This is a genomic window from Ruegeria sp. BHSA163 (assembly GCF_059613365.1).
This window is the reverse complement of record NZ_JBXWSJ010000003.1, coordinates 95,675-109,368: the sequence shown is the minus strand read 5'-3', so window position 1 is coordinate 109,368 and position 13,694 is coordinate 95,675. Positions and strand designations below refer to the sequence as shown.

General features: G+C 51.2%; 15 protein-coding genes. 10 read left to right on the top strand and 5 right to left on the bottom strand.

The window, feature by feature from the left end:
* Positions 1 to 121 precede the first annotated feature (121 nt).
* From AC2FNV_RS02925 to AC2FNV_RS02900, 6 genes are all read left to right on the top strand, one after another.
* The gene (locus AC2FNV_RS02925) at positions 122 to 1,138 is read left to right on the top strand and encodes a Gfo/Idh/MocA family protein (protein WP_170604016.1); all 1,017 of its coding nucleotides are present in this window, start codon (positions 122 to 124) and stop codon (positions 1,136 to 1,138) included.
* On the top strand, positions 1,135 to 2,136 hold the full coding sequence (locus tag AC2FNV_RS02920) for a Gfo/Idh/MocA family protein (protein WP_170604018.1): 1,002 nt from the start codon (positions 1,135 to 1,137) through the stop codon (positions 2,134 to 2,136). The genes AC2FNV_RS02925 and AC2FNV_RS02920 overlap by 4 nt, the downstream gene beginning before the upstream one ends.
* A complete protein-coding gene (locus tag AC2FNV_RS02915; protein WP_170604020.1) occupies positions 2,133 to 3,185 on the top strand; it encodes a Gfo/Idh/MocA family protein in 1,053 nt (350 codons plus the stop codon). Before AC2FNV_RS02920 ends, AC2FNV_RS02915 begins: the two co-directional genes overlap by 4 nt.
* Entirely contained in the window at positions 3,182 to 4,363 is a 1,182-nt protein-coding gene (gene uxuA / locus AC2FNV_RS02910; protein ID WP_170604022.1) for a mannonate dehydratase, read from the top strand. The genes AC2FNV_RS02915 and uxuA overlap by 4 nt, the downstream gene beginning before the upstream one ends.
* Positions 4,364 to 4,588: 225 nt before the next feature.
* Positions 4,589 to 5,479: an NAD(P)-dependent oxidoreductase gene (locus AC2FNV_RS02905; protein ID WP_170604024.1), complete on the top strand. Its 891-nt coding sequence runs from the start codon at positions 4,589 to 4,591 to the stop codon at positions 5,477 to 5,479.
* Between the two features lie 17 nt (positions 5,480 to 5,496).
* On the top strand, positions 5,497 to 6,360 hold the full coding sequence (locus tag AC2FNV_RS02900) for a sugar phosphate isomerase/epimerase family protein (protein WP_170604026.1): 864 nt from the start codon (positions 5,497 to 5,499) through the stop codon (positions 6,358 to 6,360).
* A 63-nt stretch (positions 6,361 to 6,423) separates the two neighbouring features.
* On the opposite strand, the gene AC2FNV_RS02895 is transcribed toward AC2FNV_RS02900, so the two are convergent.
* From AC2FNV_RS02895 to AC2FNV_RS02880, 4 genes are all read right to left on the bottom strand, one after another.
* Complete coding sequence (locus tag AC2FNV_RS02895; RefSeq protein WP_496772345.1) at positions 6,424 to 7,704, bottom strand: TRAP transporter large permease; 1,281 nt, start codon at positions 7,702 to 7,704, stop codon at positions 6,424 to 6,426.
* A 9-nt stretch (positions 7,705 to 7,713) separates the two neighbouring features.
* On the bottom strand, positions 7,714 to 8,241 hold the full coding sequence (locus AC2FNV_RS02890) for a TRAP transporter small permease (protein ID WP_170604030.1): 528 nt from the start codon (positions 8,239 to 8,241) through the stop codon (positions 7,714 to 7,716).
* Between the two features lie 74 nt (positions 8,242 to 8,315).
* Positions 8,316 to 9,293 (bottom strand): TRAP transporter substrate-binding protein, encoded by a 978-nt coding sequence (locus AC2FNV_RS02885; RefSeq protein WP_170604322.1) that lies wholly within the window; start codon positions 9,291 to 9,293, stop codon positions 8,316 to 8,318.
* Positions 9,294 to 9,351: 58 nt separating this feature from the next.
* On the bottom strand, positions 9,352 to 10,137 hold the full coding sequence (locus AC2FNV_RS02880) for an SDR family NAD(P)-dependent oxidoreductase (RefSeq protein WP_170604032.1): 786 nt from the start codon (positions 10,135 to 10,137) through the stop codon (positions 9,352 to 9,354).
* Between the two features lie 263 nt (positions 10,138 to 10,400).
* On the opposite strand from AC2FNV_RS02880, the gene AC2FNV_RS02875 reads away from it, so the two are divergent.
* The 4 genes from AC2FNV_RS02875 (at position 10,401) to AC2FNV_RS02860 (ending at position 12,823) form a co-directional block, all read left to right on the top strand.
* On the top strand, positions 10,401 to 11,081 hold the full coding sequence (locus AC2FNV_RS02875) for a GntR family transcriptional regulator (RefSeq protein WP_170476247.1): 681 nt from the start codon (positions 10,401 to 10,403) through the stop codon (positions 11,079 to 11,081).
* A gap of 37 nt (positions 11,082 to 11,118) precedes the next feature.
* Positions 11,119 to 11,430 carry a cupin domain-containing protein gene (locus tag AC2FNV_RS02870; protein WP_170604034.1) on the top strand — a complete coding sequence of 104 codons (312 nt, stop codon included), beginning with the start codon at positions 11,119 to 11,121 and terminating at the stop codon, positions 11,428 to 11,430.
* A 12-nt stretch (positions 11,431 to 11,442) separates the two neighbouring features.
* Positions 11,443 to 11,862: a secondary thiamine-phosphate synthase enzyme YjbQ gene (locus tag AC2FNV_RS02865; RefSeq protein WP_496772342.1), complete on the top strand. Its 420-nt coding sequence runs from the start codon at positions 11,443 to 11,445 to the stop codon at positions 11,860 to 11,862.
* Positions 11,863 to 11,935: 73 nt separating this feature from the next.
* Positions 11,936 to 12,823: a sulfotransferase domain-containing protein gene (locus AC2FNV_RS02860; protein WP_496772368.1), complete on the top strand. Its 888-nt coding sequence runs from the start codon at positions 11,936 to 11,938 to the stop codon at positions 12,821 to 12,823.
* A 189-nt stretch (positions 12,824 to 13,012) separates the two neighbouring features.
* Here AC2FNV_RS02860 and AC2FNV_RS02855 read toward each other — a convergent pair whose 3' ends face one another.
* On the bottom strand, positions 13,013 to 13,654 hold the full coding sequence (locus AC2FNV_RS02855) for a TetR/AcrR family transcriptional regulator (RefSeq protein WP_254442447.1): 642 nt from the start codon (positions 13,652 to 13,654) through the stop codon (positions 13,013 to 13,015).
* Positions 13,655 to 13,694 lie beyond the last annotated feature (40 nt).

Below are 13,694 nucleotides of genomic sequence, written 5' to 3'. Positions count from 1 at the left end.
CTTCAAAATGCCTGTCAATTTCTGCCTCCGCCGTTAGTCTGCGCACTTGTTAACATATTTTTTACGGCTTGCATCTTTCACGTACAAAGTCTCAGAGTGGCACCGTATGTTGGGGGGATAAATGAATATAGCGTTGATTGGCTTGGGTATGGTCGCAGGCACCCATGTGGCTGCGATAAACGCGTCAGATCAAGATCTCAACCTAGCCGGGGTGTTGGGACGTGACCCTCGAAAGACAGCCAGTTTTGCTGACAACCACGACACCAAGGCGTTCAACTCAATCGAAGAAGTTGCGAATGATCCCAGCTTGGATTTTGCTATCGTCGCGACGCCCCCTGACCAACGTTTGGAACTGATAAAGACCCTGGCGGCAGCAAGCAAACCGGTCTTGATGGAAAAGCCAATCGAAAGAACAATGAGTGCCGCCACAGAGATCGTCGAACTTTGCGACGCAAACAAGATTCCGTTGGGCATTGTTTTTCAGCATCGTGCACGTGAGGCCTCCAAAGCCTTAAAGTCAGCCTTGAATTCCGGCGATCTGGGAAAGATCGCGACTGTCGATATTCGTGTGCCGTGGTGGCGCGATCAAAGCTATTACGATGCACCTGGGCGAGGCACTTATGCGCGGGATGGTGGAGGGGTCATGATCTCTCAGGCAATACACACGCTGGACCTCGCAATGTGGTTATTGGGGCCAATTTCGACCATTCAGGCGATGATGAGGAAGACACCATTGCATGAATTGGAGGCCGAGGACTGGGCCGGAGCAATTTTTGAGATGGAAAACGGTGCCATTGGCACGATGACGGCGACCACTGCCGAATTTCCAGGCGCAGCTGAAACTATTACGATACAAGGCACCAAGGCCAAAGCCCATTTGGGGTCGGGTGTTCTGACACTAACTTATCTGGACGGCAAAGAAACAGTGATCGGGGAGACAGCTTCAACTGGGGGTGGCGCTGATCCGATGGCTTTTACGCACGAATGGCATCAGTCAGTTATCGAAGATTTTGCAAACTCGATCAGGTTGGGAACGCAGCCTATGTCCACTGGGCGTACCGCATTGTTAACCCATGCCGTCATTGATGCAATGCAGGCCGCAAATCGAACTGGCCAAACCACACGAGTTTCTCAATGACGCTAACCTGTGTAGCCCTCGGGCTGGACCACCGTCACATCTACGGTATGACCGAAAACTTGCAAAAAGCTGGCGTGAAATGCGTCGGCTACTGGACGCAAGGGGAGCCCGAAACACTGCCCGGTTTTATCAAACGGTTTCCCGATGTGCCGCGTTTGGATCGACTGGAGGACGCCCTTGGCAGCGGCGCTGATCTGGCCTTGATTTCGTCAATCCCCGCAGATCGCGCGGATTTGGCCATCTGGGCCATGCAAAATGGGATGGACGTGATGAGCGACAAGCCCGGCTGCACGACGTTGGAACAGTTGGGACGGATAAAAAGAGCGGTTTCAGAAACAGGGCGTATTTGGTCAGTCAACTTTTCCGAACGGTTCGAAACTGCGGTTAGCACCCGCGCGACAGAGCTTGTTGAAGCCGGAGCAATTGGACAAGTTGTTCAGACGATCGGATTGGGTCCACACAGATTGAACAGACCAACTCGGCCTGACTGGTTTTTTAGACGAGACCGATTTGGTGGAATTTTGACCGATATTGCGTCTCATCAGATCGACCAGTTTCTGCATTACACCAGTTCAGCCTCTGCCGAAATTACGAATGCCTTTGTTGCCAACTATGCCAACCCAACCGATCCTGAATTGCAGGACTTCGGCGAAATCAATCTACGTAGCGAACGTGCGACCGGATACATCCGCGTGGACTGGTACACACCGGACGCATTGCCAAACTGGGGCGACGGACGACTGACAATTCTTGGTACAGAAGGCTACATTGAGCTCAGGAAATACGTGGATGTGGGCGGCGCACCTGGAACCGATCACATGATCATAGTGAATTCTGAAATCTGCGAAAAGATTGACGCGTCTGACGCTGGTCTTCCGTATTTCTCGCGTCTGGCGAGTGACATTGAACATCGAACTGAGACTGCGATGACGCAGACCCATTGCTTTACGGTCATGGAGTTGGCCCTACGCGCGCAGGAAATGGCGGAAGTAGAATGATCAATGTTGCAATTCTGGGTGCTGGCATTGGTCGCCAACATCTCACCGCATTCAAAAAGTTGGACGAAGAGTTTCATGTGTCAGCCGTTGCCGACAAAGATGCCGCCCGCATAGAAGAAATTCGGGGCGATAACGACTTCATCGCGATGACCGATACCCAAGAGGCTCTTGATGATCCCGAGATCGACGTAATCGACGTTTGCCTGCCCCCACATCTTCACGTTTCGGTCACGCTCGATGCGCTGGCGGCTGGAAAACACGTCATTTGTGAAAAACCTCTGGCCACTTCGATGCAAGACGTGGACAGGATAATTGAAGCGGCTCTTCGTGCTGGGAAACAAGTATTTCCCGTCTTTCAATATCGATGGGGCCCGTCGCTTGCGCAGCTAAGGCATTTACAACGAGAAGGCCTGACCGGCGAGGTTCAAACAGCGGCGTTGGAGACACATTGGTCCCGCGGACCTGACTATTACTCGGTTCCATGGCGTGGAACCTGGGCAGGTGAACAAGGTGGGGCAGTTTTGGGGCACGCTATTCACAACCATGATCTTTTAATGCACTTGGCCGGTGAAATAGCCACCGTGTCTGCAATGACGACAACTCGGGTAAACCCAATCGAGACTGAAGACTGCGCGGCTATTTCATTTTGCATGAACTCTGGAGCTCTATGCACCAGCAATATCACTTTGGGCGCCGCAAAGGACGAAACTCGATTGCGAATTGTGTTTGAGAATTTGACCGCGACCTCCGGTCTGGAACCCTACGCGCCGGGTCAACCCCCGTGGAATTTCGTCGCGCGGGATCCTTCCATGCAGAGAACCATAGATGACGCAATTGCGCGGGCGCCCGGGGAACCAACTGGGTTCGAGGGGTTTTTCACCGAAGTAGGCAAGGCTTTGCGTTCGGAGCCGAATTCGGCAGTTACACTAAGGGACGGTGCGGCCTCTGTCGGTCTTGTTACGGCGATTTATCATGCTGCGCGCACTGGCGAACGGGTAAGCCTACCTATTAGACCTGACCACCCACTATACTCAGGATGGATGCCATGAAACAATGTTGGCGCTGGTTCGGCCCAAAAGACCCGATAGAATTGGATGACCTGCATCAGGTTGGTGTTGAGGGTATTGTAACAGCTCTACATCATATCCCTCCAGGACAGCCATGGGATGAACAATCAATATCCGATCGCCAGTCGTTACTTTCCTCCAGTGGTTTTGGTTGGGATGTGGTTGAAAGCCTGCCGGTTTCAGAGGCGATAAAAACGCAATCTGCGGATATGGCAGAACATGTGTCAGCTTATAAATCCAGTTTAAAGGCGCTGGCCGCGCGCGGGATTGAAACCGTATGCTACAACTTCATGCCAATCTTGGATTGGACGCGCACCTCCTTACGTGCACCGCAGCCGCACGGTGGAACGGCTATGCTGTTCGATCTGACAGATTTCGCAGTATTTGATATACACATCTTAAGGCGTATTGGTGCCGAAGACGAATACTCTGAAAAGATGCGACACGCCGCTAAAACCAGATTCTTGGGCATGTCGGACCAGGCCAAAGTTCAACTGCAAAACAACGTCACCGCAGGATTGCCAGGTGCCAACGATCAGTGGAGCGTCGAAGACGTACGTGCGTTACTGGGAACTTACTCCGGGATTGATCGCGACAAACTGCGTGGGAACTTGATTGATTTTCTCTCTGAAGTGGCCCCGATCGCACAACAGCTGGGGTTACGATTGTGCTGTCACCCCGATGACCCACCATTTTCACTGCTTGGTCTGCCGCGTGTAGTGTCCAGCTCGGATGACTATAGCGCGGTCTTGGACGCGGTCGATCTACCGTCCAGCGGTGCCACATTATGCACTGGCTCCCTCGGGGTGAGCTCCGATTTCGATGGACCAGAATTTGTACGAAGACATGGCGATCGGATACACTTTGCGCACCTTCGCAACACGAAACGCATCGCCCAATCCGACGACAGCAAACCCGACTTCTTTGAAGCGGCACATCTTGAAGGCGACACAGATATGGTTGGTACCGTTCGGGAGCTGATGGCCGAAGAAAAACGTCGCCAAACTGACGGGCGGCAAGACTGGCAAATCCCTATGCGCCCCGATCACGGACAGGAGTTATTGGGCGATCTGGGCGGCCACAGCACTCCGGGTTACCCCTTGATCGGTCGGTTGCGGGGTTTGGCTGAATTGCGCGGGGTGATGGCGGCGTTCACGTAAGTGAAACCGCCATTCAAATTTCTTTTTGGCGGTGACACTTCTTTGCTTGCCTGCAATCCGCTTTCTTCGTTTACTGGTGTCACCTAAACGGGCAGCGGGGTGTCTTCCGGACTCGCCCGGCGTCTGGACAAGGCGCGTGAAATCCCCGCGAAAACCGATGCCTTGCAGCATCATTTTCGAAACGTCAGCCTGTATTCGAACGGCTGAAAAACGGGAGGTTTCTATATGAAAACCGCAGGCGTAATCGGTCTTGGCGATATGGGCAGCGGCCTGGCCAAGAACCTTATTAAAAATGGTTTCGAAACATCTGGTTTCGATTTGAGCAACACCCGCATGAGTGCTTTTGCTGAGATGGGTGGCAAAGCAAAAGATTCTGCCGGCGAGGTCGGTGCCCACGCAGACTGTGTTTTTGTCATGGTAATGAATGGAGATCAGGCCAGAGAAGTCATTCTGGGTGAAGATGGCCTGGTCACAAACATGGTCAAGGGCGGGACGGTCATCCTTTCGGCAACCGTAAAGCCCGCGGAAGCTCGTGCAATTGGCCGAGACATGGAAGGCTCGGGTATCAATCTGATCGACACTCCTGTATCTGGTGGGTTTCCGGGCGCTCAGAATGGCACACTAACGATGATGGCTGCCGGAGCACCAGATGTTCTGGACCGAAACGCAGAGGCAATGCAGGCAGTGTCGGGAACCATCCACCGGGTCGGCGCCAATCCCGGCGACGGCCAGACAGTCAAGGCGTGCCTCCAATCTTTGATCGGGTCGATCTTTTCGGCCACGTTCGAAGCTGCGGCTCTTGCCGCTAAGGCAGGGGTCAGCGGCCAGGCTCTGCTCGACGTGTTCTCATCTTCCAGTGCGGGATGCGGTGTTGTTAACACTGCGCTTGAAAACATCATTGACCGCAAATTTGTCGCAACAGGCAGTCATATAGCGACCATGCACAAAGATTTGACGATATCGCTTGCACTGGCCAGTGAACTTGGGGTCCCTATGCAGACCGCATCGTCAGCCATGCAAGTGTTTCACGCCGGAAAAACCAAATACCCTGACGGTGACAACTGGATCTGCACGCGCGTGATCGAAGAAATCGTGGGCGCGGAACTGCACCGCTGAAGACTGGGAGTTTTCCAATGAAACTTGGTGTAATTTGCGATGGAATCAGTCGTGACCTAACTCACGCCGTAGATGTGATGGACGAATTCGATCTGGAGTACGCAGAGCTTCAGTTTGTCGGCGATACAGAGGTCGGCGATCATACTGCTCAGGAAATTGCCGAAATCAACGCGCTGTTACGTGATCGAGGTAAACCGGTGTCCTGTCTGTCACGACATATTTTTGCGGGCATGACTGCGGCAAACAAACCCGGTGATGAGCTGCACACAAAGCACATGGACGCTTTAAAGCGTGTCATCGACATGGCACACACCGTTGGTTCGCCGTTAGTGCGCATTATGACCCAAAGGAAAGAACAGATTCTCTGGGGTAAAAACGGGGCCGAAAAGTGGAATGTAGCCCATGGCGTCTGGGACACGATGCCGCCATTGATTGCACCGGCCGTCGAATTGGCGAAGTCAGAAGGTATAAGACTTGTGGTGGAAACCGGGAACGGCACCCTGGTCAATTCTAACTACACGGCCCGTAAATTGATTGACGACTTGGACGCCAAAGACACTTTGAAAGTGCTTTGGGACCCAGGGAATAACTGCTGGTGCCACGAGCTTGCATATCCGGATGGTTACAATGAATTGCGGGGCGGTTATTTGGGCCATATCCACATAAAGGATGTAAAAGTCGACACTCCGAGAGCCACACTGGAAGTCCGCCGAATGGGTGAAGGCCAGTTGGCGGATCTGTTTCAACCCATTGCCGACGCGCTTAGATCTGATGGTTATGACGGCGTTATTTCATTCGAAAGCGTTTACCACCCCGGCAATGGAAATTTCGAAGACGGTTTCCGATTGTGTGTGGATAGGTTCAAGCAACAGTTTGGCTGATAAATACCATGTGACTGACAAAACCTAGGTTTCTGAACGCGGATTGAGGGCAAGGTTTGCCCCTCAACCAATTAGATTTGGAAGAGTCATTGAGATGGCCGGAACAAACGTTATCAGCATTAGTGCGACAAGAATGGCCAAATAAAAGGGCCAAATCGTCCGCACGGCTTTCTCCATTGGCAGTTTGCCTACCGCGCATCCAACAAATAGGCACGACCCGACAGGCGGAGTGCACAAGCCCAATCCCAGATTGACCAGTAAGATCATACCGAATTGCAATGGATCGATCCCCAAGCTGTTTGCGACCGGCAGGAAAATTGGCGTGCAAATCAAGATCAGTGCAGCCATATCCATTATCATTCCCAGGACCAGCAAGACCACGTTTATCATCAACAAGATCATAATGGGGTTTTCGGTCAACCCCGTAAGCAGTTCGACCGTTTTGTCTGGCACTCGGTAGAAGGTCAGCATGTAAGCAAATGCACCTGCGCACGCGATCAAGATCATGACCATTGCTGTTGTGCGCACAGCCGAAGACACGGCGATGCAGAAGTTTTCCCAGGTAATGCTGCGGTAAACAATTAAAGTAACGACGAAAGCGTATATCGCGCCGAAAGCACCTGACTCCGTTACTGTGAAGATGCCTGACAATACGCCCCCAACGATTATTACAGCCGTCAGCAAGCCTGGAATCGCACTAACGAAACTTAGGAGAAGCGCACGCCAACCGGGAAATTTTTCCGCCTGATATCCTCGCCTGACGGCCACTAAATACGCTGCTACGGCTAAGCAGATGCACATCAATACTCCCGGAAAAACACCTGCCAGAAACAACTTTGAGATGGAGACACCGCCCCCAGCCGCAATAGCAAAAATAATCATGTTGTGACTGGGTGGAATGATAATCCCGGCAATTGATGAGGTTACAGTCACATTGACAGCGTAGTCGGCATCATACCCTTTTTCCTTCATCACTGGCACAAGAATGGACCCAAGGGCCGAGATATCGGCTATTGCCGAGCCGGAGATTCCACCGAATAGCATCGACGAAAAAACGTTAACTATCCCAAGTCCGCCTCTAACGGCACCGACCGCAGCAGACGCGAACCTGACGAGGCGCATCGCGATGCCGCCGTGAAACATCAACTCGCCAGCAAAAATAAAAAATGGAATGGCCATCAGCGAGAAGACGTTGATGCCGGAGACGATCCTTTGAAAGCCAATCATCAACGGCAACCCTTCAAACCAAAAGGCCGAAATTGCTGCAATACCCAATGCAAAGGCCACAGGCGTTCCAATCAGAACGCAGAGTGCAAATACTGCCAGCAGAAAAAGAATTCCCATCAAACGCCTCTATTCAATGCTGCCGCTACGTTCATCGCCACCGACAAACACACGGATCAGATGACCGATGGAGAACACAAGAATAAGCCCCCCACCAATTGTCAGCGGCAATGAACGCAAACCCTCAGGCACTTGGATCAGCGGAATGAGTGATCCCCATTTGAAAATTGTAAGTCGAGCACCAAACCACAGCATCAACCCACCGAAGCCAGCCATCAGGACATCAGTAGAGACGACCAATACTCTTCTGATCCAAGGGGGAACGGCAGACCGTAAAAGCGAAACAGACAAATGGGAATTGTCGTGCACTCCAACCGCAGCTCCAAGAAATGCGATTGTCATCACAAGCAACAAAGCGACCTGTTCGACCCAAGTTGGTGTGGCGTTCAGGACGTACCGACCAAATACAAGCCAACCGAAGATTACGGTGATCACCACCAGCGCAATACCCGTTAAAACCCGGCAAACATACGCGATCCAATCAAGAATAAGAACCATATTGCGTATCGATACAGGCAGATCGGAAGCTACTTTCATAAGATCATTTCCTGCGTTAAGCACCCGACCACGCATCACCGTGGTCGGGAATTTTCAGGCTAGAGCTTTCTGTCTCAATCTGTTGCCTGGATGGTCTCGACCAACGGGCGTAGATTCGGGTTGGTCGAAAAGTAGGCTTCGTAAACCGGCCCCATTGCAGCCTGAAACGGTGCTTTGTCTGCAACTTCGTTCACAACTACTCCGGCTGCTTCAACCGCTGTACGGCTTGCCGCCTCGCGCTCAGCCCAAAGTTGGCGCTGCAATTCGGCCGACTCCTCCGCCGCTTCGCGGACGGCCGATTGCATTTCAGGTGAAAGGGCACTGAATGTATCAGTGTTTATACAGATGCATTCAGGAATGATCAGATGCTGTGAAAGAGAGTAATAGCCAGCTACTTCAAAGTGACCGGTCGACTCGTACGATGGCCAATTGTTCTCTGCCCCGTCGACGACACCCGTTTTCAAGGCCTGATAAACTTCGGCAAATGCCATTGGTGAAGGGTTTCCTCCAAGCTCGGCTATCATTCCCGTAAACAGGTCGTTGTTCATGACACGCACTTTCATGCCTTCGACGTCAGCAGGCGTATTGATCGCTTTTGTGCCGTTGTAGAACGAGCGAGCGCCAGCATCGTACCAAGCCAGCGGTGTTAAACCCTTTTCAGCCATCCCAGCGGCAATTGCTTCGCCGCCCTCACTTTCCAGAACCCGGAACATGTGTGGCACGTCCTTAAAAATGAAAGGCAGTGAAACAACGTTGGCTTCCGCAACGATCGGACCGATTGGGCCGAGGTTAAAGTTTCCAACTTCCAACGCGCCTGCCCGTACCTGCTCGACAGCGTCAGGTTGGCTACCCAAAGTACCTCCGTGGAACATCTGGACGTTTATTTCGCCGTCCGTCTTTTCGGTTACGAGTTCGGCAAATTTATCCATGGCTATCGTGTTGGGATAACCGTCCACGTGAATATTCCAACCGCGCCAATCTGCTGCAAAAGCTGAGTTGCTCAACACGGCTACCACGGTCGCGGCGCCAAATAGTGCTTTGGATTGTTTCATCGTCATTTCTTCCTCCCTAGAAAATTGGTTTCTTGAGCTATTGTCCGGTCAAAACCGGTTATGAAAAAAGCAGACCCCCGTTGATGTCGATGTTTGCGCCAGTGACGAAAGCAGCTTCATCCGATGCCAGGTAAGCCACCAGGTTCGCGACGTCTTCCGAAGAACCTTCGCGTTTGAGCGGCGTTGCCTCAGCCACGTTGGTTCTCACCTCATTTTTTGTGAAAATGTTGTGAAAATCGGTGTCGATCATCCCAGGACAAACCGAGTTCACGCGGATGTCTGGCCCCAGTTCCTTAGCCAGCCCGCGTGTCATTGTCATAATTGCGCCTTTCGATGCGGCGTAGGCAACCGCACCCGGGCCGCCCCCATCTCTGCCAGCTTGGCTGGCAAAACCAACGATCGCTCCGCCGACGTTCATGTGTGGTAGAGCCGCCTTAACGACGCGCAAGAATGACGTGGCATTCAATTCCATCACGTCTTGCCAGTGGGCTATATCCATTTCCGCGATCGTCTTACGCGCCACTAACCCTCCAGTCACATGCACCAGGACATCAATAGACCCGCCAAAAGCAGAAAGAGTTTCTGAAACAAGTGCTTTGACATCATCGTCTGATGTCATGTCGCCTTGAAGCGAAATTGCGTTTCCTCCGTTTTTCCGGATTTCCGAGACAGCAGAATCCGCCCCTTCAGAAGAACTGTGAAAATTGATCGAGACCGATGCTCCTGCTTTTGCAAGCCGCATTGCGCAGGCGCGCCCAATGTCTCGACCACCACCAGTAACAATCGCGACTTTTCCTTCGAGGTTTTGACGGGCGCCAAATTTCTCTGCGATTGATCCTGTCATTTTTGGTCCTTTCTGATTGCGGGTTCTCTTTGACGGGTTCCATCCAGCGTCCTGACAACCGCACCGCCTCAACGAGATTGCATTATTTAGTCGACTAGGATACTAGTATTGTCAACTGAATATTTCTGGCCATATTGTGCGAACAAGAAATCAGCAGGGTTCAAGAACGTTGGCAGCAGTCGCGCAGAAAGCTAACTTGGCGCAGACACTTTGAATTAACTGGCGCTTTCCCAAACTATTTGAGATGGCGAAAAAGGAAACAAATGCAAAGTCTTAAGGAAAAACTTGCTCGGCGCACGACCGCAGATATCGTGTATGATTATCTGTACGAAGCTATCGTCACACTGGAATTGCTGCCTGGAACCAAGTTGTCAGAGGCAGACATTGCCAAAAGGTTTGATGTTTCCCGACAACCGGTTCGCGACGCTTTCACCAAACTAGAATCGCAAGACCTTCTTTTGATACGACCACAGAAAGCCACTCAGGTGCGTAGCTTTTCAATGGAGCGCATAGAACATGCCCGTTTCGTTCGTTTGGCAGTTGAACTGGAAGTTGTGCGCGCGGCTTGCAGCGTCTGGCGACCCGAGCACGCTCTGGCCCTTAAGGAGAATCTGGCTGAGCAACTGAGCGTTATAGAAAAAAACGAAACGGAAAGATTTCACCAACTGGACTATGAGTTCCACAGGCTAATCTGCGAACTGAGCGGAAAACCCCTGGCATTTGAAACCATTCAAGAATGCAAAAGAAAAATTGACCGGCTTTGCGTTTTGAGCCTCGGCCGCCAAAGCGAAGCCAAAACTCTATACGAAGACCACTTTGACCTTGCCAAAGCGCTTTCCGACAAAAACGTAGATGCGGCAACAAATGTTGTCCGTCGCCACTTGAGCAGGATCGATAACACAATCGAAGAAATACACGCTAAACACGCTGACTACTTTGAGTAAGTTGGAAAATTAGACATTTCAAAAGGACGACCCAGTAATGGTATTGCTTAATCCTATCGTGCCCACCGACCCAGGCGTGACGCGTCAGGTCTTGGCGGATCATCCTAACCTAATGATGGTTTCGTTTCGCTTTGATGAAGGTGCCGAGGGGTTACTCCATCAGCACCCGCATGTTCAGGCAACATTTGTCAAATCCGGTCGCTTTGAATTCACTGTTGGCGATGTGAAAGAGGTGCTTGGGCCAGGCGACAGTATTATTATCCCTTCGAATCAAAAACACGGCTGTATATGCCAAGAAGAAGGAGAATTAATTGACTGCTTCACGCCTCGCAGAGATGACTTCGTGTAGAGTTAAAACTATATGAAACAAGAGTTTTTTGAAGTTTCAGTTTCCACACCCGGAAAGTCACTGACAGATATAAGCGAATTGATACAGCACGAAATCACCAGCCGCAGTTTCCTTTCCGGTTTGCTTACAATCTGGTGCGCTCACACTGGTGCTTCATTGTTGGTCCAAGCAAATGCGGATCCGGACGTGCAGCAGGATATCTTGGATTATTTTGAGAAACTCGTACCCAAGTCTGCGGGAGCGTACCGTCATAAACCTGAACAAGACGACAATGCTCCGTCTCACCTGCGGGCGCTTCTTACCCAGACCCAGTTATCTGTACCGATAAATGACGGACTTCTTCCATTGGGCAAAGTCCAAAGTCTTTACTTGTTTGAACATCGGGAAGCCCCAAAAATCCGACGCCTGAACATCCATTACCTGGGTACTTGAGCGATAGCATTTGACAAAATTGGTCGTCGGCTTCTCGAAATCTGGTATTTTTGAATTCAGGTCCGAGTTGGAGATGGAAATGTTAACGACAGAGCGGCTTAGAGATTATTGCGGCACCGTAACCAACACTGAAATTTGGAACGGCTTCGAATTGCGTCCGGACGACGTAATTGTGACCACACCCCCTAAATGCGGAACCACATGGATGCTGAACATCGTAATGATGCTCATATACCAACGCGTCGTTCCGGATGCCGGAAACTCAAAAGATGCCCCATGGCTTGACTGTGGTTTTCGTGATCGAAAGGAAATCGCGGAATTTTTGAACAGCTTGGACCGTCGCAGATGTATTAAAAGCCACACCCCAATGGACGGGATCGCCTACGGGCGCGAACCGACCTACATCGTTGTATACAGACATCCAGTTGACGCTCACTTTTCATTGCGAACTCATGCGGGAAATATGAAGGAGGACTGGCTCGATTATATGTTTCCAGAAAGCGAGAGCGAGGGGTTTCAGCGTTTTGTTAATGCGCCGGCCACCGATGCTGGGACCGACGATTTAACGCTTGCCTCATTTGTTCATCACTACCAACAGGCAAAAGAGCGCAAAGACAATGGCAACGTGCATTTTTTTCATTACGCCGATATGTCCCGGGATTTATCCGGTCAGGTCGAAAAGCTTGCGCGAATAATGAAAGTGCCTCTACCGCAATCACTCAGGGATGAAATCACTGAGGCAACTAGTTTTAAACAAATGCGAAAAGCCGTTGAAAGTAGTGAGCGCCGTTTTCATAAAGACACGCCTTTCCACGACCTCGCGGATTTCTTTTCTTCTGGCACATCAAACAAGTGGGAGGGGCGCATTTCACCGGAGGAAATGGAAACTTATAGCCGACGAATTCGGAGCCTTTTACCTGCCGAAGAAGTTACTTGGTTGGAAAATGGCTATCAGTTTTGAGTTCGCTGAGTTTGACGCGCTTGTCTGGCATTCTTTGTTCAACCACCACGCTAAGATTCCGAAACGTTTAAATGCATGAATCCCGACATTTAATAAAATCTCGCTCTCAAAAAATTTCGAAAAGTCACTAGAGATCCGTTAATACAGGTCTGCCTCACAATCCGGTGTCGTGACTTTGCATGTCTTGGCCTATTTCAACATTCTTTCTGACACGTCTTTCAGCAGATCATGCAGATCGAACTCCTCACCTTTGTCGGCCAGGCCTCGGTCACGCAAAATAAAAGACAGTCCGTGAACAAAACTCCAAAGCAGGAATCCGCGACGGCGAACCTCTTCGGTGATTCTGGATTCGCCTAGGCATTTTGCGACCTCGGAAAGCAGAATTCCAAAGCTTTGTTGCCCACCCTCCTCGAGCCGGGGGTCAGCAATGCGATCGGTGAATCCCCCAAACTTGAGCCGGAAAATACCCGGCTCGTTCATGGCAAACGCAACATACTCCATACCAATGGCCGTTATACGTTCTGGCGATCCTTCCGGGAATTCTTGCAAAGCGGAAAGCATATTTGCACGATGCCTGGCCATTCCCTCAAGAACAACGGCAACAAGCATTTCGTTCTTGTCTTTGAAGTGTTTGTAAGGTGCTGCCGTGGACACACCTGCCAACCTGCATGCGTCCGAAACTGAAAAACTGTCCGGGCCTTTTTCCTCAACCAACTGCCGCGTCGCCTCTATCAAAGCCGCTCGTAGATCACCATGATGGTAGGCTTTTTTTTCCGCCATTCGGCTTTCCGCGTTGCCGCCAGAGTTCTTGATTATTTTGGTGTCTGTCATGATCCAAGGTTTGGCAGATCACGTATCCCTTGTCAAAGTG

Excerpts from the sequence above, each read along its gene's own strand:
- AC2FNV_RS02875 (WP_170476247.1), top strand. The coding sequence starts at position 10,401 with ATGCAAAGTCTTAAGGAAAAACTTGCTCGGCGCACGACCGCAGATATC.
- AC2FNV_RS02885 (WP_170604322.1), bottom strand. The coding sequence starts at position 9,293 with ATGAAACAATCCAAAGCACTATTTGGCGCCGCGACCGTGGTAGCCGTG.
- AC2FNV_RS02915 (WP_170604020.1), top strand. The coding sequence starts at position 2,133 with ATGATCAATGTTGCAATTCTGGGTGCTGGCATTGGTCGCCAACATCTC.
- uxuA (WP_170604022.1), top strand. The coding sequence starts at position 3,182 with ATGAAACAATGTTGGCGCTGGTTCGGCCCAAAAGACCCGATAGAATTG.
- AC2FNV_RS02895 (WP_496772345.1), bottom strand. The coding sequence starts at position 7,704 with ATGGGAATTCTTTTTCTGCTGGCAGTATTTGCACTCTGCGTTCTGATT.
- AC2FNV_RS02865 (WP_496772342.1), top strand. The coding sequence starts at position 11,443 with ATGAAACAAGAGTTTTTTGAAGTTTCAGTTTCCACACCCGGAAAGTCA.
- AC2FNV_RS02855 (WP_254442447.1), bottom strand. The coding sequence starts at position 13,654 with ATGACAGACACCAAAATAATCAAGAACTCTGGCGGCAACGCGGAAAGC.
- AC2FNV_RS02905 (WP_170604024.1), top strand. The coding sequence starts at position 4,589 with ATGAAAACCGCAGGCGTAATCGGTCTTGGCGATATGGGCAGCGGCCTG.
- AC2FNV_RS02860 (WP_496772368.1), top strand. The coding sequence starts at position 11,936 with ATGGAAATGTTAACGACAGAGCGGCTTAGAGATTATTGCGGCACCGTA.
- AC2FNV_RS02920 (WP_170604018.1), top strand. The coding sequence starts at position 1,135 with ATGACGCTAACCTGTGTAGCCCTCGGGCTGGACCACCGTCACATCTAC.
- AC2FNV_RS02890 (WP_170604030.1), bottom strand. The coding sequence starts at position 8,241 with ATGAAAGTAGCTTCCGATCTGCCTGTATCGATACGCAATATGGTTCTT.
- AC2FNV_RS02870 (WP_170604034.1), top strand. The coding sequence starts at position 11,119 with ATGGTATTGCTTAATCCTATCGTGCCCACCGACCCAGGCGTGACGCGT.
- AC2FNV_RS02900 (WP_170604026.1), top strand. The coding sequence starts at position 5,497 with ATGAAACTTGGTGTAATTTGCGATGGAATCAGTCGTGACCTAACTCAC.
- AC2FNV_RS02880 (WP_170604032.1), bottom strand. The coding sequence starts at position 10,137 with ATGACAGGATCAATCGCAGAGAAATTTGGCGCCCGTCAAAACCTCGAA.
- AC2FNV_RS02925 (WP_170604016.1), top strand. The coding sequence starts at position 122 with ATGAATATAGCGTTGATTGGCTTGGGTATGGTCGCAGGCACCCATGTG.